The following is a 24,011-nucleotide window of genomic DNA, read 5'->3' on the forward strand; positions in this document are numbered from 1 at the left end:
CCTGTTGGTCAGGGTTCACTGGGTTTGGGGCGACGTTAGAGCAGCCGCGCGGCGGCGTCCATGGCCCGCGCGACCTATTTTTTTGCCTGCAAATGTCGCTTTCCGACCGGGGTCAGAGGTCGATCTCGACCACCCCGCCCGGCTCGGCCGCGCGGCTCTGGCACAGAATCAGCGCCGATTCCCGCTGCTTGTTCGACAGGACGAAATCGCGATGCTCGACCTCGCCCCCGATCAGCCCGCATTTGCACACGCCGCAGATGCCATCGGCGCATTTCACGTCGACATGGATGCCGGCCTCGTTCAGCACCTGCGCCGCGTCCTTGTCGACGGGCACCTCAAGGTCACGCCCTGACCGTGCCAACCGCAGGGTGAACGGGTGGTTTTCATAGTCGGGCTGCTCGGGCACCGAGAAATACTCCAGATGCCGGGCCACCTCGGGCCAGCCCTGACGTTCGGCAGCCTGCATCACCGCCTCCATGTACCGGTCGGGACCGCAGGTATAGACATGCCAGCCGTCGCGATAGCCCGCCAGGATCGAGTCCAGATCGGCGCGGGTGCCTTCGTCCGAGACATGCAGATGCACGTGGTCCGCCCAGGGCGCGGCGGCCAGATCGGCCAGATACCCGGCCTTTTCCCGTGAGGGGACGGAATAGTGCAGATCGAAATCGCGCCCCAGCGCGTGCAGGCGATGGGCGAAGGCGATCATTGGGGTAATCCCGATGCCGCCGCCCATCAGCAGGGTGCGGGTGGCGGTTTCGTCCAGTTCGAAATGGTTGATCGGTTTTGACACGAACACCTTGCGGCCCAGCGTGAAGATCCGGTGCAGCAGGGCCGATCCGCCGCGGCCTTCATTCTCGCGCAGCACGCCGATCTGGTATTTCGACCGGTCCGCGGGGTCGCCCGACATAGAATACTGGCGCAGGAACTCGGGGGCCACCAGCACGTCCAGATGCGCGCCCGCCGTCCATTCCGGCAGAGGCGCGCCATCCGGGGCCGAGAACTCGTATTTGCTGACATACGGCGTCATCTTCTCGACCTTGGTCACCTCGACCCGCATGACCGGGGCGTCGCCGGCAATCGTGTAGCGATGCACCACCGACGTATCCCCGGCGGCCAGACGGGCCTTGTATTCCTCGACCGTGACCATGGCCTGATAGGCGGCGATCCCGGCCTCGCGATCCATCGCAAAGGGATAGGGCCAGGGATGCGGCGCAAGCGGGGCGGGATAGACGGCCAGCGTCTGGTCCTCGTATTTCAGGTCCAGATCCTTTTGCAGATCGCGTCGGTTCAGCGGGTGTTTCGTGGGGCGATAAGCCCCGTCGGACTGAAGCTCCAGATCCCACCACCACTTCTTGGTGTCGTTCAGCCCGCCATTGCCCAGCGCGTCATCCAGCCGTGCCAGCGCGGGCGCTGCAGCGGGGATGTTCATCGCGGCCCAGCGGAAGGGGCGTTCGGCAAAGATGCCTTCGAGGTTCCACGGGCAGGTCTTCATGCAGCGCCCGCACATCGCGCCGCCGGGCGTGGTGATCCGGTAGGTGGCGCATTTCTGGCTGTCGGATTTCCAGATCTCGTAGCCGTTGAACATCAGCTTGGGCCCGGCGGTGATCGCCCCCGAGGGGCATTCGCGAGCGCATTTGTTGCAGCTCTCGCAGAATCGCTGCAGGCCGAAGTCGATGGGCTTGTCATGCGCCATCGGCATGTCGGTCGTCACGACGCCCGACTTGAGGCGCGGGCCGAGGAACGGGTTCAGAATGACCTCGCCGATGCGGCTGACTTCGCCCAGCCCCGACAGCAGCAACAGCGGCGGCTGTAGCACTTCGCCATCCATCACCGTATGCGCCTTGGCCTTGTAGCCCAGGTTGCGGATCTGCTGGGCGATCACCCCACCCAGCAGCGAGAACCGCAGATAGGCGCGCATCGACTGGGCGACGCTGATCCAGTCATCGCCCGAGGCGCCCTCCATCGTCTCATAACCCTGGTCGATGATCATGCTGACGACCTGATCGTGGGGCGGCACGATTTCCTCGCCGGTGGCGTCGTGGGAATACCACGCCCAATCGGGGCACCGGCTGAGGCCCACGGCATCGACGCCAAGGAAATAGCTGGCCGCCTTCAGGTTGGCGGCGTTGCGATCTGCGTCATTGGGTTTGGGGCCATCGGCGCTGTCGCCGTCCTGCAGCAGGACGAACGCCCCCAGCGCACGCCTTTGCGCAAAGCTGGGCGCGGATTTTCGGACGTAATGCCCGCCTTTGGCCGCATCCTGCAGCGGTTTGCCCATATCGCCGAACTGCGCCCGCGCGAACATGTCGGCGCGTTTGGGCACGCGGGCCACGTTTGCCTCGTCGATATAGGTAGTCGGGCTGTCCACGCGTTTGAGCGTTTCGAACGGGTGCGCGCCATCGGCATAGCGGCGGCGGGCGAAAGGGTCGCGGTTCAGCGCGTTTTTGGCAAAGCCAGCGCCCAGCCACCACGCGGGGCCTTGGGTTCTGAACCATGGCTGCCGGTCGAGCGGGGCCAGCGGGCGATCATGGGCGATTTCCATCTCGGTGGTCACAGCGGCCAGGCCAAACCGATGCCCCAGCCAAGGGGCCACGGCGGTGCCACCCTCGGCCCAGACCAACCCGGCTGCGGCGGCAAGGCGCGGCAGGTCCACGTCCGAGGACATCACCGAATGCGCCCGCGCGTCATACCCCAACAGACGGATGTAATTGGCGATCACCACCGCGTTTTCGGTGGCCAGCAGGCAGGCGCGGTGGTCCTGCGCATCCAAGATCCATTCGGCACCAGGCTCGGCCGGGTCCGGGTCGCGGTGATGTTCGTACAGGAACACGATCGCATGGCGATGGGCGGTGATTGGCCCGGGCTGGGCTGCCACGCTGTCGCGCAGGTCGGCCATGATCATGTCGATCCCCGAGGCCAGGGTCTTCGTCTGCCGGGTCTGCAGCGCATGGGCCAGCCGGTCGATATCGGGATTGCGCCGGGGCCGATCCAGCAGCGCCTGCGGCGGCAGAGGCCCGCAGCCCATCATCGAGGCATCGTTGAAATAACCGAATGCCTTCAGGTGGTTGGCGCGCTCGACCGGGTCATGGGGCATCTCGGCTCGGGCCGGATTGACGAAGCCATCTCGGATGGTGTCCAGCATCGCCTGAAACTCGCCCATCGCGTTGACGATGCTGTGGGGCTGCTCGGGGCGGTCAAAACTCAGCACCGACATCGGGGCCAGCGCCGACAGATCGGGCAGCGTATCCTGTCGCCGCAGCCGCTCGAGCGGATAAGGACCCATGTGAACGGGTCGGTTCTTGTCCGAGAAAAAGCGGATCCCCATCGTGTGCCTCCTGTTGCCAAGCTTCCCCTAGCGCGGCATGAACAGCAATACCATTCATGACAGATAATAAACGGTATGAAGAAAATCGATTTCATGGACCTAGACGGCAAGGTCCTGCGCACCTTCCTGACGATCCTCGAGGAAAACTCGGTCTCGAAGGCCGCTGACCGGCTGGGCGTCACGCAATCGGCCATCAGCCACACGCTGGCCAAGCTGCGGCAAGTGCTGGGTGACCCGCTGTTCATACGGTCGGGCCAGGGGCTGCGCGCGACCGAGCGGGCTCTGGCGCTGAAAGACCCGGTACAGCAGGTGCTGGACGGGATGCGCGCCCTGACCGACGAGCGGCCCTTTGACCCTCTGTCCGAAGAGATCACCGTCCAGATCGCCACCAACGACATGCCGCGCGAGCTGATCTTTCCGCAGTTGCTGCGCGGGGCGCGGGTTGATGGGGTGCGGCTGCGGCTGGGGTTCATGCCCTCGGGCGTGCCTGACCCGGAACTGCTGCGCAGCGACCGGTGCCAGCTGATGCTGAGCCCACTGCCCCCGGACGGTCCCGACATCTTTCAGAAACTGCTGGTGAGCAGCCGTTTGATGGTGTTCTACGACGCCGAACGGCGCGACCCGCCCGCCGACTGGGCCGATTATTGCGCCTCGGACCATGTCGAGGTGCGGTTTCCCGATGGGCGCAACGCGCGGGCTGTGATGCGCGGCGTGGACCAGAGCCAGATCCGCCCGCCCACCGTGACTCTACCGCATTTCAACGCGATCCCGGCCTTCGTGAAGGGCACCGATCTGATCTCGACCGACACAGCGCTGATGAAACAAGGGCCTTTGGCGGCACTGGACTGTGCGCCCCTGCCCTTCGATTGTCAGCCGGTTTCGATCTACATGGTCTGGCATCAGCGGTTCGCCAACGATCCCGCCCATCGCTGGCTGCGGGGGCGGATCGCGGCGATTGCCGCCACGCTTCAGGCCTGAGCCCGCAGCCAGTCGCGCATCAGCGCCACAAGATCCGGCTGCCGAGGCTTGCGCGGGGTGACGATATGGAACCCCAGACCGTCCAGCAACACCTGCGCCAGCGGTTGCACCAACCGCCCCGTCGTCAGCTCGGCGGCGACCAGTAGCGCATTGGCCAGCGCAAAGCCCTGCCCGGCCACGGCGGCGTCAATGGCCAGACTGGTCTGATTGAAATTCATCATCCTCGGGCGCCCCTGCACACCGGCGCGATCCAGAAACAGCGGCCAAAGGCCATGAGAATCGCTCAGCAGTACATGCGCCAGCAGGTCTTGCGCCGATGTCACCTGCGCGGCCAGGTCGGGGCTGCCGACCACGACGAATTCGGTAGGGAACAGCGGCTCGGCCACCAGGCCATCGCCAAACGGTGCGCGGCCCTGCCGGACCGCGATGTCCACCCCGTCCGTCTGAAAATCAGCCAGCCGCTCGCGCGCATCGACCTGCACTAAGACATCCGGATGCCGCGCGGTGAAATCACCCAGCCGCGGCACCAGCCATTTCGAGGCAAAGCTGGGCGTGACCGACAGGGTGATCTGGCGCTGGCCGGACAGATCATCGACCGCCTCTTCGATCAGACGGAAAGCGCGGCGCAGGGGCGCGTGGAACCGCCGTCCGGCCTCGGTCAGCCGCAGGCCGCGCGGCAGGCGGTCGAACAACGGAGTGCCCAGCCGCGCCTCGAGGCCCCGGACCTGCTGTGTCACTGCCCCTTGGGTGACACCCAGTTCCTGCGCCGCCAGCCTGAAGTTCAGGTGGCGGGCCGACGCCTCGAAGGCGCGCAGCGCGTTCAGCGGGGGAAGGGCAGCCATGACGCCCACACAGTAGATTTTCTACAGCCATAGGGCAGAAGAACTGATTGGTCAAACGGTCGGCCACGCTTCATCTTGGCGACAGATGGAAACGGAGTACGAAGATGACGGACAAAGTGGCTCTGATCACCGCCGGCGGCAGCGGAATGGGCGCGGATGCGGCGCGGCGGCTGGCGGCGGACGGGTTCAAGGTGGGCATCCTGTCCTCGTCCGGCAAGGGCGAGGCGTTGGCGGCTCAGCTAGGCGGCGTGGGCGTGACCGGCTCGAACCAGTCGAATGACGACCTGCAGAAACTGGTGGATGCGGCGATGGCGCATTGGGGGCGGATCGACGTGCTGGTGAACTCGGCCGGGCACGGTCCCCGCGCGCCGGTGCTGGAGCTGAGCGACGAGGACTGGCACCGCGGCATGGAGGTCTATTTCCTGAATGCCGTGCGCCCCACCCGGCTGGTGACCCCGATCATGCAGGCGCAGGACGGTGGGTCGATCATCAACATCTCGACCTTTGGGGCCTTCGAGCCGGACCCGGTCTTTCCGACCTCGGGCGTGTTCCGGGCCGGGTTGGCGGCGTTCACCAAGCTTTTCGCCGACAGGTACGCCGCCGAGAACATCCGAATGAACAACGTCCTGCCCGGCTTCATCGACAGCCTGCCGGAAAAGGAGGAGTTCAAGGCCAAGATCCCCATGGGCCGCTATGGGCGCAGCTATGACGAGATCGCCTCGGTCATCGCGTTCCTGGCCTCCGAAGGCGGCGGCTATATCACCGGGCAGAACATCCGGGTGGATGGCGGGATCACCCGCTCGGTCTGATCGGTCAGAATCGCGCCTTAACCAGATGCGTCAGCGTCGCGCCGGTTTCAAAAAAGGCGCGGCGTAGGCCTGTCCAGCTTTCGCTGTGCGCAGGCACCGGCGGCAGCGGCAGGCGGGCGGGGTCGCCCGACAGCAGGCTGTCGGCCATCATGCGGCCGAACACCGTGCCCGGCCCGATGCCGCGCCCGGAATAGCCATGCGCCGACAGCGCGTTCGGCCCGATCTGCACCAGCTTCGGGATATGGTCCGAGGTCATGGCGATACGCCCGTGCCAGCCGTCTTTCAGCGGTTGGTCGGCCAGCGCGGGGTATATCTGCGCCATTTTCCGCGTGATCCAACCGCGATGAGCAAAGCTACCCGCATGGCCCAGATCGCCCATCGCCCCGATCACCAGCCGCCCGGCCCGATCCATGCGGAACGAGGTCATGATTAGCCCGGTATCCCAGCACCCCTCGCCCCCCGGCAGCAGAGTGGCGCGGATATCCTCGGGCAGCGGGTCGGTGGCGTATTGAAAGTAATAGACCGGCACATAAGCCTGCCGGGTGTCGGACAGCCCCGCGTGATAGGCGTTGGTGGCCTGGATCAGCGCCTTGGCCCGCACCGAACCCTGCGGGGTGTCCAGATGCCAAGTATCACCATCGTGGCGCAGGGCCTGCACCGGGCTGTTGGCGTGGATCGCCGCCCCGGCCTGCTGCGCTGCGCGGGCGAGGCCCTGCACATAGGCCAGAGGCTGGATCGTCCCGGCGCGCGGGTCGAAAATGGCGCCGTGAAAGGCGGTGCTGCCGGTGCGGCGGGCGGTTTCCTGCGCCGACAGCAGCTCGACCGGCGCGCCATCGGCCGACAGTTGTTGGTGGCGGGCCTGCAGGTCGCGCAGGCCTTTGGGCGAGTGGGCCAGGTGAAGGGTTCCGGCCTGCACCGGCTCGCAATCGATGGCGTGATCACGGATCAGGCGGAACACTTCGGCTGGGGCCTGCGCCAGCAGGGCGATCAGCCGGTCGCCCGCCGCGCGGCCCAGATGGCCCCGGATCTCGGCCGGGGGCAGCCACAGTCCGGCATTGGCAAGCCCGACATTGCGGCCCGACCCGCCATAGCCGATCTGGTGTGCCTCGAGCAGGCAGACCGACGCCCCCGCCTGCGCCGCCTGCAGCGCCGCCGAGCAGCCCGTATAGCCGCCGCCGATCACGGCGAGGTCCACCGTGGCAGACCCGGTCAGCGGCGGGGCGTCCACCCGCTCGCGGCTGGTCTTGGCCCAAAGGCTGGTTTCCGGGTCGGTGGTCATGGCGGGATGTCCTTGAATGCGCACGCAGATTTCCCGAGGGCTCAGCCGATGGCAAGGGGTCTTTGATCCTCGCGCCCCAGCGCGATCAGGAACGGGTCCTGCGCCTGCAGGGCCTGAAAGCTCTGCTTGTCGGACATACCGCGCCAGTTGGCCAGCACCAGCGACTGCGCCACCGCGCCGCCCAGCGTGGCGCCGGGGCCGGTGACGATGAACAGATCAGGCGCGAATTCACGGGCGGCGGTCTGCACCGCACGGGTGAAGTCGTAGGGCTCGGTCACCTGATGGCCCAGCGTGTAATCCCACAGTTCGCCCACGTCGGTGGCCCCGGGCCACCAGATCTTGCCGCGCCCGTCGATCATTGGCAAATCGGGTTGGGCGAACAGCGTGGCGGGCAACTGGCGGCGACCCTCCTGCGCCACCGGGGCCTGCAGGCGCGTGTGAAAGGCCGCGTGGTTGGCCAGCCGCATCGGGAACCGCTCCTGCACCACGGGCTGCGCGGCCCCAAAGGCCTTGAGCCCGGCTTCGTTGCCGGCCAGCACTAGCATCCCGCCCAAGTCGATCGACAGGGCAAGGTCATGCTCCGGCAAGGCATTGATGCGCGCCACCTCGGCGAAAAGCTCGGCCTTCCGGGCGGGGTCGTCACGCCAGTCGTCGCCGGTGAAGGGATAGACCAGCTGCCCGCCGATCAGGTGAGTCTGCATCAGCGTTCCCATGGTGTTGACCACCCGGAACCCGTTTTCGGGCGACAGCGCGCCAGCGGCGGCCAGCGCGATATACCAGCCCATCGAGTTGCCTGTGACGGCTACCACCTCGATATCCTCGGCCAGCGCCTGCGCGTCGGCCAGCGATGCGGCATAGATCAGGGGCGAGGCCACGTCGCCGCGCGAATATTTGCTGACCGAGAAGCGCGACGCGCCGTCCAGCGCGGTCACCGCCTCTTGGCCCGTTTCGGCGCGGATGGCGTCGAATTCGCGGAACAGCTCCATCCGGCGCGCGTGGTGGCGGTGCAGGTAGCCCAGCTCGGGCTTGTTGTAGGTGCCCCGGCCGGGGCAGATCACGACGGCGGTACGGGTCATTTCTTGGCTCCGGTCAGGGTCAGGGCGGCGGCCACGATCCCCTCGCGCGAGGGCAGCGGCGCGGCATAGGCGGGGCCGGTGGCGATGAAGCAATCCTCGGCCACCACGCGGGCGGTGGGCAGGTCGGTCTGTTCGACAAACAGCGCCATCAGCGCCTCGGACTGGCTGCCGGTGCGACGGCATTCATCGACGATCAAGACGTACTTGCAGCCCTTGGTGGCCTCCAGCAGCGCCTGTTCGGGCAGCGGCGCCAGCCAGCGCATGTCGATGATGCGGGTCTTGAGGCCCGCCGCTGCCAGCTCGGGCAGCGCCTGTTTCGACAGATAATGGCCGTTGCCGTAGGTCACGATGGCCAGATCGGTGCCGTCGCCATGCACGCCGACCTCGCCCAGCGCGATGCGTTCACCTGGCGCGGGATAGCGGGTCATCCACGCGCCGTCCTGCCCCTCGTGCAGGTCGCGCATCGGGTAGAGCGCGATGGGTTCGAGGAACACCACCACGCGCTGCTCCTCACGCGCAAGCCGCACGCATTCGCGCAGCATCCGCGCCGCATCGGCCCCGGTCGAGGGGCAGGCGATGATGACGCCCGGAATGTCGCGCAGAACCGCCAGCGAGTTGTCGTTGTGGAAATGCCCGCCAAAGCCCTTCTGGTATCCCAGCCCGGCGATCCGCACGACCATCGGGTTGGTGAACTGCCCCTTCGAGAAGAAGGGCAGCGTGGCGGCCTCGCCCCGGATCTGGTCCTCGGCATTGTGCAGATAGGCCAAGAACTGGATCTCGGGGATCGGGACGAAACCGTTGTGGGCCATGCCGATGGCGAGGCCGAGGATGGACTGTTCATCCAGCAGCGTGTCGATCACCCGGTCGGGGCCAAAGCGCTGCTGCAGCTTCTGCGTCACGCCATAGACGCCGCCCTTGCGTCCCACGTCCTCGCCCATGCAGACGATCTCGCCATGTTCCAGCATCAGGTCGGTCAGCGCCCAGTTGATCAGGCGCGCCATCGGCTGCGGGTCGTCCATCGCGCGCAGGTCGCTGCCGAAGGCGGCGGCGCGGGCCTCGGCGCTGGGGCCGTTGGTGGGTTTGCAGGGGCGCTTGGGTGGGATCAGGCTGGCCGCGACCTCGGCGGCGGTAGCCAGATGCGGGCGGGTGGCGGCCTCGGCCGCGATGCGATCGGTGCGGGCGCAGGTCTGCTCATAGATCTTCAGCGCCTGTTCGGGCGACAGCGCCCCGGCCTGATCCAACAGGCGCACCGAATGCAGCAGCGGATCGTTGGCCTCGTCGGCCTCGACCTCGGCACGGCTGAGATAGGTGGTGGGCACATCCGCCCCCGCATGGCCGTAAAGCCGCACGGTTTTCAGGTGCAGGAAGGCCGGTTTGCGCCGGGTGCGGACATAGTCGGCCGCCTGCTGCGCCACCGCGAAGGTTTCATAGATGTCCAGCCCGTTGGCCTGAAAATACTTAATGCCCGGTCGATGCTCCATCGAGGCCTGAATCCAGCCCTTGGGCGTCTTGACCGAGATGCCGATGCCGTTGTCCTCGCAGACAAAGAGCAGCGGCAGCGGGATCGACTGGACACTGGTCCAACCGGCGGTGTTGATCGCCCCCTGTGCAGTGGAATGGTTCGAGGACGCATCCCCGAAGGAACACATGGCGATGCCGTCCTCGGGCAGTTGCCGGTGTTCGGGGTCGTGACGCCGCGCCGCGCCCAAGCTATAGGCCGCGCCCACCGCCTTGGGCAGGTGGCTGGCGATGGTCGAGGTCTGCGGCGGGATCATCAGCGCCTTGGAGCCCAGCACTTTGTGCCGCCCGCCCGAGGTCGGGTCCTCTCTGGAACACGCGAAACTCAACAGCATGTCCCAGGCGATCTGCTGGCCGGGCACCTGCTCGGCCCGGGCGATCTGAAAGGCGGCGTCGCGATAGTGCAGAAAGGCGATATCGGTCGGGCGCAGGGCATGGGCCACGGCGGCCATGCCCTCGTGCCCGGAGGATCCGATGGTGTAGAACCCCTGCCCCGCCTTCTGCATCGCCCGGCTGGTGCGGTCCAGCGCGCGGCTGAGCACTTGCGCGCGGAACAGCGACACAGCCTCGGGCGCGCTGAGACCCGGGCGCGGCGGCGCACCCGCGGGCAGGTCGCGATTGGCGACGCGGGTCATGAAGTTTTCGTGAACGATCTGGGCGCGATCCATCTGATTCCCCCGGTCAGGTCAGAGTTTGGCCGTGGCGTCGGTGATCCGCAGCAGGCCTTGGGTCAGGCTATCGGTGTCATAGGCAAAGGAAAGCCGAAAATGCCCCGGCATGCCGAAGGCCCGCCCCGGCACCACCGCAACGCCCGCGTGATCCAGCAGGTGACGGCAGAACTCGGGGTCCGAGGGCATCGCAGCGGGCGTCTGCGGAAATACGTAGAAGGCGCCGTCGGGCACCGGGCAGTCCAACCCGGCGGCGTTCAGGCCCGCCACGACCAGATCGCGACGAGTGCGCATGGCCTCGCGGCGTTCGGCCAGCAGGTCCTGCGGGCCGGTCAGTGCGGCCAGAGCTGCCGCCTGCGCGATGGAACAGGCGCCCGAGGTGATCTGCCCCTGCACCGCAGCCATCGCCTTGATCAGCGGCGCGGGGCCGATCCCCCAGCCGATGCGCCAGCCGGTCATCGAATAGGCCTTGGACACGCCGTTTACCGTCAGTGTGCGGTCTGCCAGCGCCGGAACCGCCTGGGTGAAGGGCGCGAAGGGCACATAGGCAAGGTGCTGATAGATCTCATCCGAGATCACCCAGACCTGCGGGTGCTGCTCCAGCACGTCGCCCAGCGCCTGAAGTTCGGATTCGGTGTAAACCGCCCCGGTCGGGTTCGACGGAGTGTTCAGCAGCAGCCAGCGCGTGCGCGGAGTGATCGCGGCGTCGAGCTGTTCGGGCGTCAGCTTGAAGCCCTGTTCGCGCGGGCAGTCCAGCACGACCGGCACGCCGCCCGCCAGTTTCACCATGTCGGCGTAGCTGGTCCAGAAAGGGGCGGTTGTGATGACTTCATCGCCCGGATCGAGTGTCGCCAGGAACGCGCCCGCAATCACCTGCTTGGCCCCGGTCGAGACGATGACCTGCGCCGGCTCGACCCCGGCCTGTTCCGCGACGGCGGTACGCAGGGCCGGGGTTCCGGCGGTGGCGGGATATCGGGTCTGACCGTCCAGCGCCGCCTTGTGGGCGGCCTCGACCACGTGCGGCGGCGTGGGAAAGTCGGGCTCGCCGGTGCTGAGCGCGATCACGTCCACGCCCTGCGCCCGCAACTGCGCGGCCCGTTCCGAGATCTGAACAATCTCGGACAATTCGATCCCGTCGAGCCGCCCCGCCCGGCGAAATCCGCTCAAACTGTTCTGAATAGTCATGGTATTCCCGCTGCACTTTTCTAAGGTTGCGCCTTTTTGCTATTGGATTTGAGGATCCACCAGTGATATTCCCTCCACAAGCCATGAGGAAAAGTCATATGCTGGCGCCGCGTCGATTTCTGCCGTCTATTTCTTCCCTGTTGGCACTCGAAGCCGTCGACCGCTTGGGTAGCGCCTCAGCAGCTGCCGATGAACTCTCGCTGACCCAAAGCGCGGTCAGTCGGCAGTTGAAGGCCGTCGAAGAACAGCTGGGCGTCGCGCTGATCCAGCGCGACCAAATGCGCCTGCAACTCACGCCCGCTGGCAAGGAATACGTGGAAACCGCCAGAACAGCGCTGCAGCAACTGGCGCAGGCCTCACTGAAGCTGAAGGCCAACCCTTCCGGCGGTTCTTTGCAACTGTCGATCCTGCCCGCCTTCGGTATGCACTGGCTAGCGCCACGGCTTCAGGATTTCGCGCAGCGCCACCCCGAAGTGACGATGAACCTCAGCACGCGGCTAAAGCCATTCGACTTCGGCACCGAACCCTTCGACGCGGCCATCCATTTCGGCCAGCGCGACTGGACCGGGGTGAACTATCTGCCGATCATGCGCGAATCGGTTCTGCCGGTCTGCGCGCCAGCCCTGCTGCCAGCCGAAACCCCGAAGGTTGAATGGCTGGTCGACGCACCACTGCTGCATCTGGATACCCGGCCCGATGCGTGGGAACGCTGGTTCGCCGCGCAAGGCACCCCTGTCGAGGGCGTCCGAGGCATGCTGTTCGACCAGTTCTCGACGATGATCCAGGCCACGATCCATGGGCTGGGCGTAGCACTGCTGCCCAGCTACCTGATTTCAGCCGAGCTGGAAGCCGGCCGGTTGGTTCCGGCCTGCGCAGCTCCGCCGGTCAGCCTGGGCGACTACTATCTTGTCTGGCCGCAAAATCACACCGAACCGGCCCCGCTTGTCTCGTTCCGCGCATGGCTGCAGGAGCAGCTGACTTAGCCGATCCGCCTCGGCCGCGTCCGAGCATCGCTCGGGCGCGGCCGGGCCCAACCGGAGAAGGCGGCCCGCAAGGGCCGTTGACGACGGGCGGGAGCGCCCGGTCAGACGTCGATCGAGCGGGCGATGAGTTCTTTCATCACCTCGTTGGTGCCACCATAGATCATCTGCACCCGCGCATCCGCATAAAGCCGCGCGATCGGGTATTCCATCATGAAGCCATAGCCGCCGAACAGCTGCAGGCATTCATGCATGATCTCGTTTTGCACCTCTGACCCCCAGTATTTCACCATCGAGGCGGTGGCCGCATCCAGTTGGCCGGCCTCCAGCTTGGCGATGCAGTCATTGACGAAGCTGCGCAGCACCTCGGCCTTGGTCTTGCATTCCGCCAGCTTGAAGCGGGTGTTCTGGAAGTCCATCACGCGCTGGCCGAACGCCTTGCGCTCCTGCACGTATTTCACCGTCTCGGCGATGGCAAAGTCGATCGCGCCCAGCGCCATGATGCCGATGGTCAAACGTTCCCACGGCAGTTGCTTCATCAGCTGATAGAAACCCTGCCCCTCCTCGGAGCCCAAAAGGTTGGTCATCGGCACCTTCACGTCCTCGAAGAACAGCTCGGCGGTGTCATTGGCCTTCATGCCCAGTTTCTTGAGGTTGCGCCCCCGGCGGAAGCCCTCGGCCCCCTCGGTCTCGACCGCGATCAGCGACACGCCCTTGGCGCCCAGCGACTTGTCAGTCTTGGCAGCCACGATGATCAGGTCCGCGGTCTGGCCGTTGGTGATGAAGATCTTGGACCCGTTCATCCGGTAGGAATTGCCATCCTTCTCGGCTGTGGTGCGGATCGCCTGCACGTCCGAGCCGGTGCCCGGTTCGGTCATGGCCAGCGCACCGACCATCTCGCCCGAGGCCAGCTTGGGCAGCCATTTGCGCTTTTGATCCTCGCTGCCATAGGCGGTGATGTAATGGGTCACGATCGACTGGATGCCATAGCCCCAGCCCGCATCCCCCCGCGAGGTCTGTTCATAGATCGTGACCGCATCAAAACCCATACCGCCACCGACACCGCCGAATTCCTCGGGGATGGCCCCGGCCATCAGCCCAGTTTCCCCGGCCTTCCGCCAGAAGTCGCGATCGACGACGCCCTGCTCGGCCCAGGCCTCGATGTTGGGCACCAGTTCATCATCCATGAACCGCCCGGCCATTTCGGCAAACATGCGGTGTTCGTCAGTGACCCAGGAAGCGGTCGAGGTAAAAAGCGACATGATTGGTTCTCCGGAATTCTGCTGGCGAAAAGGGTAGCTTTCGCGGCCGATTCCGCCAATCCGGGTGACGCCGCGTCGGTTTGCGCTGCTACGCAACGTCCTTTGGCGTCAATGCCCTACGCGGTGCCGGGCGCCGGGCGGCGGCGGCGTTTCCGGGGCGCCGGCGAAACACTGGGCGATGTCCATCCACTCCCGCGCGACCGCCCCCCGCACCGACAGGCCGGTGTCCGCCACGTTTCGGGTCTGGGTCACCACGCGGGCGAAATCGACGGCCAGCCCTTCGATCAGGTCGGCACCGGGCGCGCCGAACTCCCACAGCTCCCCGGAGGGCGCGGTCAGGCGCAGATGGGGAGGCACCGGTGGCACCGGGCGGCCATGCACCGTGAAGGTCCAGCCAAAGGTGTTCACCCCCAGCACGACGATGTTGCGGATCCGGTCGGTCTCGGGCCGGGTCAGGCCAAGGATGTCGAACACCTCCTGCCCATGCGCCCAGGTCTCCATCTGACGCGCGGTCATCGAGGACCGCACCGACATGTCCGGCCCCACCCATTTGACCCGCGCCTTGGGGTCCAGAAGGGCCCAGTCATAGGCCATGCGGGTGTACAGATCGCGCCAGGCCAGCCGCAGGTCATGGCCCCGCTGGGAGATCGCGGCGTTTTCCGTGGCGCGAAAGCCCTCGGCCTGGATGCGCGGCATCACCCGCTGCACCCTTGCATCGAACGCATCCGGATCGCGCTGTGACAGGTCGGCCATCTGGTTCCAGAAATGCAGGTGCACCAACACATCGTCGATCGTCCAACCCTTGAATTGGGTCACGGTGCGCCAGTCGCTGGCACCAAGACGCTCAAGGGCATGGTCGAGAACCTGGCATTCCTCAAAGAAATCCGCAGCTTGATCCATGGCACTCCCGCTCTCTGCCCATTGGGCCACTAAAGCGGGTTTCGGCCGGTCAGGCCAGCGCGTTCTGCAAAAGGACCTGCGCGGCCTCTTTCGCATCGCGCGCCGGATCACAACTGTGCAGCAGAACGGCGGTGACGATCGCGCCCTCTTTCAGCAGCAGCAGCTGGCAGGCCAGCTTGTCCGGGTCCTGCGCGCCGGCCTTGCGACACAGGTCAGTGAAATATTCCAGCAGCAGGCGCTTGTGCTCGCCCGCCTGCACATGGATCGGGTGGTCGGGGGCCTGATATTCGGCCCCGGCCTTGATGAACATGCAGCCGCGGAAATTGTCTTCGCGGAACCATTCGCCCAGCGCATCGAACGCGGCCAGGAGTTGATCGGCGGGGGTGTCGGCCAGTTCCTCGATCCGGCGCACGAACCAGTTGCGGAAATTCTCGTCCCGTAGGCGCAGCACTGCCAGGATCAGCTCTTCCTTGGTGCGGAAGTGCTTGTACATTGAGGTCTTGGACACGCCGGTTTCGACCACCAGCCGGTCCATTCCGGTGGCGTGAAACCCGTCGCGATAAAACACCTGCAGTGCCTTGCGGACCAGCTCATCCCGTTTGTTCGGACGCATGATTCGGCTCCTTCGCGTACAGATCAGTACATAATCCTTCTGCCGAACGGCTGCAAATCACCAATCTGAATTCTCTGTTTTTAATCAATAAATTTTTCTTCCGGCCACCGCAGGAAAATAAATTCCGCAAAAATGGTTGAAAAAGTTAACCGAACTGTACACCTTATCAGCAAAGTTTACTGATCTGTACACCCAAAGGATTTGACCGATGCGACGCCGCGCCAGCCTATTTCCCGCAAGCTATGTCCCCTTCCTTCTGACCGTAGCCCTTCTAGCCGCCACCCTCGCCTGAAAGCCCCCACCATGCCCCGCGCCTTTTCCGAACTGACCTTCACCCCCGCCGTCCGCGCGCACCAAGAGCGGATGGGGTCCGCCGCCTCATACGCCAGGTTCATCGACGGCGGCCCGCAGCAGGGCCACCTGATCGGCCCGGCCGAGCAGGCCTTCATCGAGGCGCGCGACGGGTTCTATCAATCCACCGTGTCCGAGACCGGATGGCCCTATGTGCAGTATCGCGGCGGCCCGGCGGGGTTTCTGAAGGTGCTGGACGATCGGACCATCGGCTATGCCGATTTCTCGGGCAACAAGCAGTATATCTCGCGCGGGAACCTGGACGGCAATGACCGGATCGCGCTGATCCTGATGGATTATGCCAACCAGCGCAGGCTCAAGATCCTGGGCCGTGTGGACTTCTGCGAAGGTGCCGAGGCCGCGCGCGATCTGTTTCCCGACTGGGCCGAGGCCGAACGAGCAGCGATCATCCATGTCGCGGCGCTGGACTGGAACTGCCCGCGCCACATCACTCCCCGCTTCACCGAGGCCGAGCTGCGCCCGCATCTGAACGAGCTTGGCCGCCAGATGGCCCAGCTGCAGGCCGAAAACGACCAACTGAAGCAGGCCCTGGCCCGAAAGGCCTGAGCCAAACCCCAAGACCCCGAATACGCCAGCAACAGGAGTATCAATGCCATGCTACGCGCGATTACTAACACACTTGCCACCCTGATCGCCGGATCAATCTTTGCCGTCTCGGTCGTGACCGTCGGGTTCTACCTCTCGCCCGAAGCCGTGCGCGCCGCCGAGCCCGACCCGTTCCAGACCCAGTTCCGCGCGCAGACTATCGACGGCATGAAGATCACCTATCGCAAGGCCGGCGACCCGGCCAACCCGACGGTTCTGCTGTTGCACGGCTTTCCGCCCTCGTCGCACATGTTCCGTTACCTGATCCCTGTGATCGCGCAGGATGACCATGTGATCGCGCCCGACTATCCCGGTTTTAGCGCGTCCGATATGCCCCCGGCGGATACATATGACTAAAGCTCTGCCGGAACCGCGCATATGATGGCCGAGCTGCTGGATGCGAAGGGCGTCGATCGCTGTGCCGTCTCCCTGATGGACTACGGCGCGCCGGTGGGATTCCGGATGTTCCCCGAGGCTCCCGACCGCGTGACCGGCTTCATCATCCAAAACGGCAATGCCTATGACGAGGGCCTGCGCGAGTTCTGGGACCCGATCAAGGCCTATTGGGCCGATCCGTCCAAGGAAAACGGCGATGCCCTGCGCGCCTTCCGACCATGGATTCCACCCAGTGGCAGTTCACCCACGGCACCCAGAACCCCGACGCGATCAGCCCGGACAATTTCTGGCACGTCCAGTACCTGCTGGACCGTCCCGGCAACCAGGAAGTGCAGTTGGAGATGTTTCTGGATTTGGGCACCAATGTGGGCGAATACCCCAAATGGCAGGCGCTGTTCCGCGAATACCAGCCGCCCGCGCTGCTGATGTGGGGCAAGAATGACGTGATCTTCCCCGAAGCGGGCGCGCATCCCTACAAAAACGACCTGACCGATCTGGAGTTCCACATCCGCGACACCGGGCATTTCGCGCTCGAGGAATTCGGCCCCGAGATCGCCGCCGAGATGCAGGACTTCCTGGCCCGCATCAACTGACCCCCCTGCCCCCCGGGGCTGTCCGGGGCCCCCTATACCGGAGGACTGACCCATGACCTCGCATGTTGACCGTATCGCCGCCTTTTCCAATGGCCCCGCCGGGGGCAACCCGGCCGGGGTTCTGATCGCGGATACCCTGCCCTCGGATGCCGAAATGCAGAAGATCGCCGCCGTTGTCGGCTATTCCGAAACCGCCTTTGCCGCGCCGCAGGGCGCGGGCTGGCGGGTGCGCTATTTCGCACCGGTGGGCGAGGTCGCCTTTTGCGGCCATGCCACCATCGCGCTGGGGGCGCAGCTGGCGCAGCGGTTCGGCGATGGAGAATACGCGCTGCAGCTGAACGACGCGCAGATCTCGGTCGAATGTCGGCGTGACGGCGACAGGGTCGCGGCCACGCTGGTGTCGCCGCCGACCCACAGCCGCGCGGTGACTGACGATGTTCTGGCGCAGGCACTGACCCTATTCGGGCTTGCGCCCAGTGACCTGAGCACCGATCTGGCGCCCGCCATCGCCAATGCAGGCAACGACCACCTTATCCTGGCGCTGACGTCCCGCGATCGTCTGGCTCAGATGACTTATGACCTGCAAACCGGGGCCGAGTTCATGCAGGCCCAAGGGTTCACCACGATCGACCTGATCTGGGCCGAAACGCCCCGGCTGTTTCACAGCCGCAACGCCTTTGCCAGTGGCGGGGTGCTGGAAGACCCCGCCACCGGCGCCGCAGCCGCCGCGCTTGCCGGGTATCTGCGCGACCTGGATTCGCCGCATGGCGGCGAAATCAACATCGTGCAAGGCGAGGATATGGGCGCGCGATCCCTTCTGCGCGTTCAGATCGGCGCCGCGAAGGGCGACGGCGTGCGCGTCTCGGGAACCACCCGCGCCATCGACTGAGCCGGGTCAGGGCCGTGCGCGGCCCGAGTGTACCATTGCCTCGATCCCCGCAGCGCAGAACTCGACCAGTTGGTCGATCCCGGACAGATCGCCCCCCTGTGACAGCGCCTGCACCCGCCAGGCGCTGTTGAGATGCGCCAGCATCGCTGAAACCGTATAGACTTGGCCCGTAGCCAACAGCGCCCGGTCGGCCTGCGGATACAGCGCGGCGATTTCGCGAATGAATAGCTCAGCGGTGGGGTCGAAACACGCGGCCGCGATATGGCGCCAGCGCGGATCGACCGACACATGCGCCACTAGCCGCCCATAGGCCATCCAGCCCGGGCCGCCCGTTTCTGCAAGGCTGACATAGGGGCGGATGAAACAGTCCAGAATACCCCGCAGGGTCAGCGGGCCTTGCGCGCGCCGATCCTCCAGCGCCTGCATCCGGATCTGCGCAAGCTCGTCAGCGCGGCGCGCGACGGTCTGGAAGAACAGCTCTTCCTTGCCGCCGCCATGGTGGTGGACCAGACCCACCTGTACTCCGGCGCGCGTGGCGATGTCGCGGATCGAGGCGCCCTCGAATCCCCGCTCGGCAAACAGCGCCTCAGCCGCGTCCAAAATCCGCGCCTTGGTTTCCAGCGACCGGGCCGACGGCGCCCTTTGCCTTTGTTTTTCAATGTATTTCGCGCTCATGTTTTTCATCTTGCCTTATTTTGGACGATCGTTCAAGTTAAGCGCCACGAGCAGGGGAGGGTTCATGATACAGGCGCGCAAGGCTTATGCCTTGATCGGCGCAGGTCCGATGGGGCTGGCGGCGGCCAAGGTGCTGAAGGAACAGGGCATCCCGTTCCAGGGATTCGAGTTGCATTCCGATGTGGGCGGGCTGTGGGATATCGATGCGCCACGGTCGACCATGTACGAATCCGCGCATCTGATCTCGTCCAAGTCGATGACCGAATTTGCCGATTTTCCGATGGGCGACGACGTGGCCGAATACCCGTCGCACCGGCAGATGCGCGATTATTTCCGGGCCTTTGCCGATTATTTCGGCCTGCATGATCACTACAGGTTCAATGCCGAGGTGATCGAAGCATCGCCCCTGGGTGCGCCGGGCGATGGCTGGCGGCTAACCTGGCGGGACAGCCAAGGGACTCATAGAGCCGAATTTGCCGGGGTGCTGATCGCCAATGGCACCCTGTCCGAGCCCAACATGCCCGATTTTCCCGGCAGGTTTGACGGCGAGTTGATCCACGCCGCGCAGTACCGCTATCCCAGCCAGTTTCACGGCAAGCGGGTGCTGGTCGTGGGCGCGGGCAATTCCGGGTGCGACATTGCGGTGGACGCCATCCATCACGCCACGCGGTGCGATTTGTCGATGCGGCGGGGATATTATTTCGTGCCGAAATACGTCTTTGGCAAACCCGCCGACACGCTGGGCGGGATGATCCGCCTGCCCATGTGGCTGAAGCGCCGGATCGACGGGATGATCCTGCGCTGGTTCGTGGGCGACCCGCAGAAATACGGCTTTCCCAAACCTGACTACAAACTCTACGAAAGCCACCCGGTGGTGAATTCGCTGGTCCTTTACCACGCAGGCCACGGCGACCTGCGCATTCGCCCTGATATCGACCGGATCGAGGGGCGCACGGTCCACTTCAAGGACGGCAGCGCCAGCGACTATGACATGATTCTGGCCGCGACCGGGTACAAGCTGCACTATCCGTTCATCGACCCGAACCTGCTGAACTGGCAGGGCGACGCGCCACATTTGTATCTGAACGCCATGCATCCCGAACGCGACGATCTGTTCGTTCTGGGCATGATCGAAGCCACCGGGCTGGGCTGGCAAGGACGCCATGAGCAGGCCGAAATGGTGGCGCGCTATATCAAGGGTCTTCAATCCGGCTGCCCCGTGGCCGCGGCGCTGAAGGCGGAAAAACAAAAAGACTATAAGCGCGCCACCGGAGGCATGCAGTACCTGAACCTGCCCCGAATGGCCTATTACGTGGACAAGGCGACCTATCGCAAGGCGGTGACAGACTGGATCGCGCGGTTCCGGAAAGCCCGCGCATGACCGGCATCGACGAGATTACGCTTAATTTCAGCCCCGGCTCGCTGACCCTGCTGAACGCGATTTTGGCGATCGTGATGTTCTCGATCGCCATCGACCTGTCACCACGCGACTTCGACCGGCTGCGGCGCGCGCCCAAGCCAGTGGTGGTGGGGCTGGCCTCGCAATTCCTGGTACTGCCGGCGCTGACCTTCCTGTTGGTCTGGCTGACCGAGCCGCGCCCCTCGATCGCATTGGGGCTGATCCTAGTGGCGGCCTGTCCGGGGGGCAATATCTCGAATTTCATCACCCATCGGGCGGGCGGGAACGCTGCGCTGTCGGTGTCGATGACCGCCTTCGCCACCATCGGGGCTATCGTGATGACCCCGTTCAACATCGCGCTGTGGGGCGGGCTGTACCCGCCGACCCGCGCCATTCTGCAGCAGACCCAGATCGACCCGGTACAGATCGCCATCATTGTCGGGCTGATGCTGATCTTGCCGCTGGTTCTGGGCGTGACCCTGAACCAGAAGCGCCCCGCCCTGACGGCGCGGCTGCGCGGGCCGCTGCAGATCCTGTCCATGGCCATTTTCGTGGCCTTCATCGTACTCGCCCTGGCGGCCAACTGGAGTTTCTTCCTGGGCTACGCGGGGGCGGTCGCCGGGCTTGTGATCGCTCACAACGCACTGGCACTGGGGGGCGGTTGGGTCGTGGCCACTCTGACCCGGCTGTCCCCCTATGACCGGCGTGCAATCACGATCGAGACCGGCATCCAGAATTCGGGCCTTGGGCTGGTGCTGATCTTTGCCTTTTTCAACGGGTTGGGCGGCATGGCCGTGGTGGCCGCCTTCTGGGGAATCTGGCATGCCATCTCGGGGCTGGCGCTGGCGCAACTGATGGCCCGGACCGAGGCCGCCCGATGACCCGCATCCTGATCACCGGCGCCGCGGGGCTGGTTGGCCGCGCCCTGCTGGACGAGCTGAGCGACCATGAGGTGTTTGCCACCGACCTGCGCCGCCCCGACACGCTGCCGGACGAGGTTCCGTTTCTGCGCATGGACGTCACCACGGGCGACCCCGCGCGGGTGATCGCCAAGGTGAAGCCCGAGGTGATCGTGCATCTGGCCTCGGTCGTCACACCTCCGCCGGGGATGTCGCGGGCCGAGGCCCATGCGGTGGATGTGGGCGGCACGCGCAAGGTGATCGATGCCGCGCTGGCCCATGGCGTGCGGCGGCTGGTCGTCACCTCCTCGGGTGCGGCCTATGGCTATCACGCGGACAACCCGGTGCCGCTGCGCGAAACCGATCCGGTGCGCGGCAACCCCGAGTTTCCCTATTCCGACCACAAGCGGCAGGTCGAAGAATTGCTGGCCGAGACCCGAACCGCCGCGCCGCAGCTGGAGCAGGTAGTGCTGCGGGTGGGCACGGTGCTGGGCGACGGCACCGACAACCAGATCACTGCCCTGTTCCGCAAATCCCGCCTGTTGGCGGTGGCGGGCAGCGACAGCCCCTTCGTGTTCATCTGGACCCACGATCTGGCCCGCATCCTGAAACGCGCGGCCACCGACGGGCCGCCGGGAGTGTACAACGTCGCCGGGGACGGCGCGCTGAGTGTCGACGATCTGGCCCGCGCGCTGGACAAATCTGTGCTGCGCCTGCCGGCCTGGGCGCTGAAGGCGGCGCTGGCCGTGGCCCGCCCCCTGCGCCTGTCGCGTTACGGGCCCGAACAGGTGCGGTTCCTGCAATACCGACCGGTTCTGGACAATACGGCGCTGAAAACCGTGTTCGGCTATGTCCCGCAGAAGACCAGCGCCGAGGTGTTCGACCTTTGGAAAAGGAGTGTGGGCCTATGAAAACCGCAGTGATCTCGGGCGGGGCCGGCGGCCTGGGTCAGGCGCTCTCGGCCGCGCTGCAAGAGCGTGGATGGCGTGTAGTCTTGTTGGACCTGAAGGTGGATGGGGTGCAGGACACCGCCACGCAGATGGCGATTACCTGTGATCTTACCGATCCGGCCCAGTTGGCGCGCGCCGTGAACGATACGCTTGCGCACTGCGACAGCATCGATCTGGTCGTCTATAACGCCGGGATCACCCAGATCTGCGGGTTCGATCAGTCCGACGATACCAGCCACCGCAAGGTGTTCGAGATCAACTATTTCGCAGCCGTCTCGATGGCCCGCTCCTTTCTACCGGCGCTGCGCCAGTCGCGCGGGGCGCATCTTGCAATCTCGTCGGTGGCGGGGTTTGCGCCGCTGTATCACCGCACGGCCTATGCTGCCTCGAAACACGCGCTGGAAGGTTTCTTCAAATCGCTGCGATCCGAAGAACGGCTCCATGGCGTGCGGGTGCATATCGCGGCGCCCTCATTCGTGGCGACCAACCCGGGCCGGGCCGAGCGGCAGCCGGACGGCACCGCACGCCCCGGATCGGCCAGCGACGGCATGGACGAGATGACCCCCGAGGCGGCCGCTCGCGTGATCCTGCAAGGGCTGGATCGCGGGCGGCCCGTCATCCCGGTGGGACGGGTGGCGAGGCTGGCCTGGTGGCTGAACCGGCTGGCCCCACGCCTGTACCAGCGCCTGATGGAGCGCAATATCAGCGGCGCGTGACGCGCGGCCATTATTTGCGGCCTGTTTCCCGGTGCGGGGTTGCCCTTTGGGCGCGGCTTTGCTTTGTCTTTGACGAACAATCCGGCCAGCGGGCGTTCTCTGCCCCGGACCGGTCACAGGGAGGATCTCGAAAATGGCAAAAGTTGCATTCCTTGGCCTTGGCGTCATGGGTTATCCGATGGCCGGGCATCTGCAGGCGGCCGGGCATGAAGTGACCATCTACAACCGCACCGCGGCCAAGGCGGAGCAATGGGTGTCGCAGCATGGTGGCCAGATGGCGACCACGCCGCGCGATGCCGCCGAAGGGGCCGAGTTCGTGATGGCCTGCGTCGGCAACGACGACGATCTGCGCATGGTCTGCACCGGCGAGGACGGCGCGTTCGAAGGCATGGCGGAAGGCTCGGTTTTCATTGACCACACCACCGTTTCGGCCAAGGTCACACGCGAGCTGTACGCCGCGGCCAAGGCCCGCGGTATCTCCTTTGTCGATGCGCCGATCTCGGGCGGCCAGGCCGGGGCCGAAAATGGGGTTCTGTCGATCATGTGCGGCGGCGATCAGGCAGCCTATGACCGGGCCGAGCCGGTGATGCAGGTCTATGCGAAGATCTGCCGCCGTATCGGGGACAGCGGCGCGGGCCAGATGACCAAGATGTGCAACCAGATCGCCATCGCAGGGCTGGTGCAGGGGCTGAGCGAAGCGCTGCATTTCGCCGAGAAGGCCGGGCTGGACGGGCGCGCGGTGGTTGAGGTGATCAGCCAGGGTGCCGCCGGAAGCTGGCAGATGTCGAACCGATACGAGACCATGCTGGACGACCATTTCGACCACGGCTTTGCGGTGGACTGGATGCGCAAGGACCTTGGCATCTGCCTGGACACGGCGGACGAGACCGGGGCATCGCTGCCGGTGACTGCGCTGGTCGATCAGTTCTACAAGGATGTGCAGAAGATGGGCGGTAGCCGCTGGGACACCTCGTCGTTGATCAAGCGCCTGCGGGCCATGGGGTAACGCGGGGGGGCTGTCTGCCCCCCATCGCGCCAAGGCGCGATTCCCCCCGAGGATATTATTGGCCAGATGAAAAGGGCTCCGGCGGGCGCGGGGCGG

Annotated in this window: 22 protein-coding genes; 12 read left to right on the top strand and 10 right to left on the bottom strand. The window is 65.4% G+C overall.

Translation table 11 applies throughout. The features are described 5' to 3' along the window. Positions 1-112: 112 nt before the first annotated feature. Positions 113-3,325 carry a reductive dehalogenase gene (locus tag AC2FMD_RS02975; protein ID WP_496794634.1) on the bottom strand — a complete coding sequence of 1,071 codons (3,213 nt, stop codon included), beginning with the start codon at positions 3,323-3,325 and terminating at the stop codon, positions 113-115. Positions 3,326-3,400: 75 nt separating this feature from the next. On the opposite strand from AC2FMD_RS02975, the gene AC2FMD_RS02980 reads away from it, so the two are divergent. After that, positions 3,401-4,303: a LysR family transcriptional regulator gene (locus tag AC2FMD_RS02980; RefSeq protein WP_496743150.1), complete on the top strand. Its 903-nt coding sequence runs from the start codon at positions 3,401-3,403 to the stop codon at positions 4,301-4,303. On the opposite strand, the gene AC2FMD_RS02985 is transcribed toward AC2FMD_RS02980, so the two are convergent. Beyond that, positions 4,294-5,145 carry a LysR substrate-binding domain-containing protein gene (locus tag AC2FMD_RS02985; protein WP_496743152.1) on the bottom strand — a complete coding sequence of 284 codons (852 nt, stop codon included), beginning with the start codon at positions 5,143-5,145 and terminating at the stop codon, positions 4,294-4,296. The genes AC2FMD_RS02980 and AC2FMD_RS02985 overlap by 10 nt on opposite strands. 104 nt (positions 5,146-5,249) lie before the next feature. Here AC2FMD_RS02985 and AC2FMD_RS02990 point away from each other — a divergent pair, with 104 nt between their 5' ends. Then, the gene (locus tag AC2FMD_RS02990) at positions 5,250-5,954 is read left to right on the top strand and encodes an SDR family oxidoreductase (RefSeq protein ID WP_496794635.1); all 705 of its coding nucleotides are present in this window, start codon (positions 5,250-5,252) and stop codon (positions 5,952-5,954) included. A 4-nt stretch (positions 5,955-5,958) separates the two neighbouring features. Here the strand turns inward: AC2FMD_RS02990 and AC2FMD_RS02995 are convergent, their stop codons facing one another. Genes AC2FMD_RS02995 through AC2FMD_RS03010 form a run of 4 tightly spaced genes read right to left on the bottom strand, consistent with a single transcriptional unit; the run spans position 5,959 to position 11,680 of the window. Beyond that, positions 5,959-7,233 (bottom strand): NAD(P)/FAD-dependent oxidoreductase, encoded by a 1,275-nt coding sequence (locus tag AC2FMD_RS02995; protein WP_496743155.1) that lies wholly within the window; start codon positions 7,231-7,233, stop codon positions 5,959-5,961. Positions 7,234-7,274: 41 nt separating this feature from the next. Next, positions 7,275-8,309 (bottom strand): ACP S-malonyltransferase, encoded by a 1,035-nt coding sequence (locus AC2FMD_RS03000; RefSeq protein WP_496743156.1) that lies wholly within the window; start codon positions 8,307-8,309, stop codon positions 7,275-7,277. After that, on the bottom strand, positions 8,306-10,495 hold the full coding sequence (locus AC2FMD_RS03005; protein WP_496743158.1) for a dehydrogenase E1 component subunit alpha/beta: 2,190 nt from the start codon (positions 10,493-10,495) through the stop codon (positions 8,306-8,308). Before AC2FMD_RS03005 ends, AC2FMD_RS03000 begins: the two co-directional genes overlap by 4 nt. A gap of 18 nt (positions 10,496-10,513) precedes the next feature. Then, positions 10,514-11,680 (bottom strand): pyridoxal phosphate-dependent aminotransferase, encoded by a 1,167-nt coding sequence (locus AC2FMD_RS03010; RefSeq protein ID WP_496794636.1) that lies wholly within the window; start codon positions 11,678-11,680, stop codon positions 10,514-10,516. A 98-nt stretch (positions 11,681-11,778) separates the two neighbouring features. Between AC2FMD_RS03010 and AC2FMD_RS03015 the strand changes: the two genes are divergently transcribed. After that, positions 11,779-12,663 carry a LysR substrate-binding domain-containing protein gene (locus AC2FMD_RS03015; RefSeq protein WP_496743173.1) on the top strand — a complete coding sequence of 295 codons (885 nt, stop codon included), beginning with the start codon at positions 11,779-11,781 and terminating at the stop codon, positions 12,661-12,663. Positions 12,664-12,764: 101 nt separating this feature from the next. Here AC2FMD_RS03015 and AC2FMD_RS03020 read toward each other — a convergent pair whose 3' ends face one another. The 3 genes from AC2FMD_RS03020 to AC2FMD_RS03030 form a co-directional block, all read right to left on the bottom strand. Beyond that, a complete protein-coding gene (locus tag AC2FMD_RS03020; protein ID WP_496711537.1) occupies positions 12,765-13,922 on the bottom strand; it encodes an acyl-CoA dehydrogenase family protein in 1,158 nt (385 codons plus the stop codon). Between the two features lie 108 nt (positions 13,923-14,030). After that, complete coding sequence (locus AC2FMD_RS03025; RefSeq protein WP_496794637.1) at positions 14,031-14,822, bottom strand: TIGR03084 family metal-binding protein; 792 nt, start codon at positions 14,820-14,822, stop codon at positions 14,031-14,033. 49 nt (positions 14,823-14,871) lie between these two features. Next, the gene (locus tag AC2FMD_RS03030; RefSeq protein WP_496679087.1) at positions 14,872-15,435 is read right to left on the bottom strand and encodes a TetR/AcrR family transcriptional regulator; all 564 of its coding nucleotides are present in this window, start codon (positions 15,433-15,435) and stop codon (positions 14,872-14,874) included. Between the two features lie 303 nt (positions 15,436-15,738). Between AC2FMD_RS03030 and AC2FMD_RS03035 the strand changes: the two genes are divergently transcribed. The 4 genes from AC2FMD_RS03035 to AC2FMD_RS03050 all read left to right on the top strand — a co-directional run bounded on the left by AC2FMD_RS03035 (position 15,739) and on the right by AC2FMD_RS03050 (position 18,270). Next, the gene (locus AC2FMD_RS03035) at positions 15,739-16,353 is read left to right on the top strand and encodes a pyridoxamine 5'-phosphate oxidase family protein (RefSeq protein ID WP_496711540.1); all 615 of its coding nucleotides are present in this window, start codon (positions 15,739-15,741) and stop codon (positions 16,351-16,353) included. 48 nt (positions 16,354-16,401) lie between these two features. Beyond that, entirely contained in the window at positions 16,402-16,749 is a 348-nt protein-coding gene (locus AC2FMD_RS03040) for an alpha/beta fold hydrolase (RefSeq protein ID WP_496711541.1), read from the top strand. Between the two features lie 257 nt (positions 16,750-17,006). Continuing rightward, positions 17,007-17,381 (top strand): alpha/beta fold hydrolase, encoded by a 375-nt coding sequence (locus tag AC2FMD_RS03045; RefSeq protein WP_496794638.1) that lies wholly within the window; start codon positions 17,007-17,009, stop codon positions 17,379-17,381. Between the two features lie 52 nt (positions 17,382-17,433). Continuing rightward, the gene (locus AC2FMD_RS03050) at positions 17,434-18,270 is read left to right on the top strand and encodes a PhzF family phenazine biosynthesis protein (protein WP_496794639.1); all 837 of its coding nucleotides are present in this window, start codon (positions 17,434-17,436) and stop codon (positions 18,268-18,270) included. Between the two features lie 6 nt (positions 18,271-18,276). Here AC2FMD_RS03050 and AC2FMD_RS03055 read toward each other — a convergent pair whose 3' ends face one another. Beyond that, on the bottom strand, positions 18,277-18,945 hold the full coding sequence (locus AC2FMD_RS03055) for a TetR/AcrR family transcriptional regulator (protein ID WP_496686745.1): 669 nt from the start codon (positions 18,943-18,945) through the stop codon (positions 18,277-18,279). A gap of 64 nt (positions 18,946-19,009) precedes the next feature. Between AC2FMD_RS03055 and AC2FMD_RS03060 the strand changes: the two genes are divergently transcribed. The 5 genes from AC2FMD_RS03060 (at position 19,010) to AC2FMD_RS03080 (ending at position 23,915) form a co-directional block, all read left to right on the top strand. After that, positions 19,010-20,326 (top strand): flavin-containing monooxygenase, encoded by a 1,317-nt coding sequence (locus tag AC2FMD_RS03060; RefSeq protein ID WP_496686743.1) that lies wholly within the window; start codon positions 19,010-19,012, stop codon positions 20,324-20,326. Then, positions 20,323-21,225, top strand: a complete 903-nt coding sequence (locus AC2FMD_RS03065; protein WP_496679096.1) for a bile acid:sodium symporter family protein — start codon at positions 20,323-20,325, stop codon at positions 21,223-21,225. Before AC2FMD_RS03060 ends, AC2FMD_RS03065 begins: the two co-directional genes overlap by 4 nt. Beyond that, positions 21,222-22,154: an SDR family oxidoreductase gene (locus AC2FMD_RS03070; protein WP_496711543.1), complete on the top strand. Its 933-nt coding sequence runs from the start codon at positions 21,222-21,224 to the stop codon at positions 22,152-22,154. The genes AC2FMD_RS03065 and AC2FMD_RS03070 overlap by 4 nt, the downstream gene beginning before the upstream one ends. After that, positions 22,151-22,909, top strand: a complete 759-nt coding sequence (locus AC2FMD_RS03075) for an SDR family NAD(P)-dependent oxidoreductase (protein WP_496743167.1) — start codon at positions 22,151-22,153, stop codon at positions 22,907-22,909. The genes AC2FMD_RS03070 and AC2FMD_RS03075 overlap by 4 nt, the downstream gene beginning before the upstream one ends. A gap of 133 nt (positions 22,910-23,042) precedes the next feature. Next, positions 23,043-23,915: an NAD(P)-dependent oxidoreductase gene (locus AC2FMD_RS03080; protein ID WP_496743169.1), complete on the top strand. Its 873-nt coding sequence runs from the start codon at positions 23,043-23,045 to the stop codon at positions 23,913-23,915. Positions 23,916-24,011 lie beyond the last annotated feature (96 nt).

This window comes from Ruegeria sp. BHSC276 (genome assembly GCF_059612945.1).

What these genes read in the sequence shown, in the direction of transcription:
- AC2FMD_RS02975 (WP_496794634.1), bottom strand. Translation starts at nt 3,325, where the DNA reads ATGGGGATCCGCTTTTTCTCGGACAAGAACCGACCCGTTCACATGGGT.
- AC2FMD_RS02980 (WP_496743150.1), top strand. Translation starts at nt 3,401, where the DNA reads ATGAAGAAAATCGATTTCATGGACCTAGACGGCAAGGTCCTGCGCACC.
- AC2FMD_RS02985 (WP_496743152.1), bottom strand. Translation starts at nt 5,145, where the DNA reads ATGGCTGCCCTTCCCCCGCTGAACGCGCTGCGCGCCTTCGAGGCGTCG.
- AC2FMD_RS02990 (WP_496794635.1), top strand. Translation starts at nt 5,250, where the DNA reads ATGACGGACAAAGTGGCTCTGATCACCGCCGGCGGCAGCGGAATGGGC.
- AC2FMD_RS02995 (WP_496743155.1), bottom strand. Translation starts at nt 7,233, where the DNA reads ATGACCACCGACCCGGAAACCAGCCTTTGGGCCAAGACCAGCCGCGAG.
- AC2FMD_RS03000 (WP_496743156.1), bottom strand. Translation starts at nt 8,309, where the DNA reads ATGACCCGTACCGCCGTCGTGATCTGCCCCGGCCGGGGCACCTACAAC.
- AC2FMD_RS03005 (WP_496743158.1), bottom strand. Translation starts at nt 10,495, where the DNA reads ATGGATCGCGCCCAGATCGTTCACGAAAACTTCATGACCCGCGTCGCC.
- AC2FMD_RS03010 (WP_496794636.1), bottom strand. Translation starts at nt 11,680, where the DNA reads ATGACTATTCAGAACAGTTTGAGCGGATTTCGCCGGGCGGGGCGGCTC.
- AC2FMD_RS03015 (WP_496743173.1), top strand. Translation starts at nt 11,779, where the DNA reads ATGCTGGCGCCGCGTCGATTTCTGCCGTCTATTTCTTCCCTGTTGGCA.
- AC2FMD_RS03020 (WP_496711537.1), bottom strand. Translation starts at nt 13,922, where the DNA reads ATGTCGCTTTTTACCTCGACCGCTTCCTGGGTCACTGACGAACACCGC.
- AC2FMD_RS03025 (WP_496794637.1), bottom strand. Translation starts at nt 14,822, where the DNA reads ATGGATCAAGCTGCGGATTTCTTTGAGGAATGCCAGGTTCTCGACCAT.
- AC2FMD_RS03030 (WP_496679087.1), bottom strand. Translation starts at nt 15,435, where the DNA reads ATGCGTCCGAACAAACGGGATGAGCTGGTCCGCAAGGCACTGCAGGTG.
- AC2FMD_RS03035 (WP_496711540.1), top strand. Translation starts at nt 15,739, where the DNA reads ATGCCCCGCGCCTTTTCCGAACTGACCTTCACCCCCGCCGTCCGCGCG.
- AC2FMD_RS03040 (WP_496711541.1), top strand. Translation starts at nt 16,402, where the DNA reads ATGCTACGCGCGATTACTAACACACTTGCCACCCTGATCGCCGGATCA.
- AC2FMD_RS03045 (WP_496794638.1), top strand. Translation starts at nt 17,007, where the DNA reads ATGGATTCCACCCAGTGGCAGTTCACCCACGGCACCCAGAACCCCGAC.
- AC2FMD_RS03050 (WP_496794639.1), top strand. Translation starts at nt 17,434, where the DNA reads ATGACCTCGCATGTTGACCGTATCGCCGCCTTTTCCAATGGCCCCGCC.
- AC2FMD_RS03055 (WP_496686745.1), bottom strand. Translation starts at nt 18,945, where the DNA reads ATGAGCGCGAAATACATTGAAAAACAAAGGCAAAGGGCGCCGTCGGCC.
- AC2FMD_RS03060 (WP_496686743.1), top strand. Translation starts at nt 19,010, where the DNA reads ATGATACAGGCGCGCAAGGCTTATGCCTTGATCGGCGCAGGTCCGATG.
- AC2FMD_RS03065 (WP_496679096.1), top strand. Translation starts at nt 20,323, where the DNA reads ATGACCGGCATCGACGAGATTACGCTTAATTTCAGCCCCGGCTCGCTG.
- AC2FMD_RS03070 (WP_496711543.1), top strand. Translation starts at nt 21,222, where the DNA reads ATGACCCGCATCCTGATCACCGGCGCCGCGGGGCTGGTTGGCCGCGCC.
- AC2FMD_RS03075 (WP_496743167.1), top strand. Translation starts at nt 22,151, where the DNA reads ATGAAAACCGCAGTGATCTCGGGCGGGGCCGGCGGCCTGGGTCAGGCG.
- AC2FMD_RS03080 (WP_496743169.1), top strand. Translation starts at nt 23,043, where the DNA reads ATGGCAAAAGTTGCATTCCTTGGCCTTGGCGTCATGGGTTATCCGATG.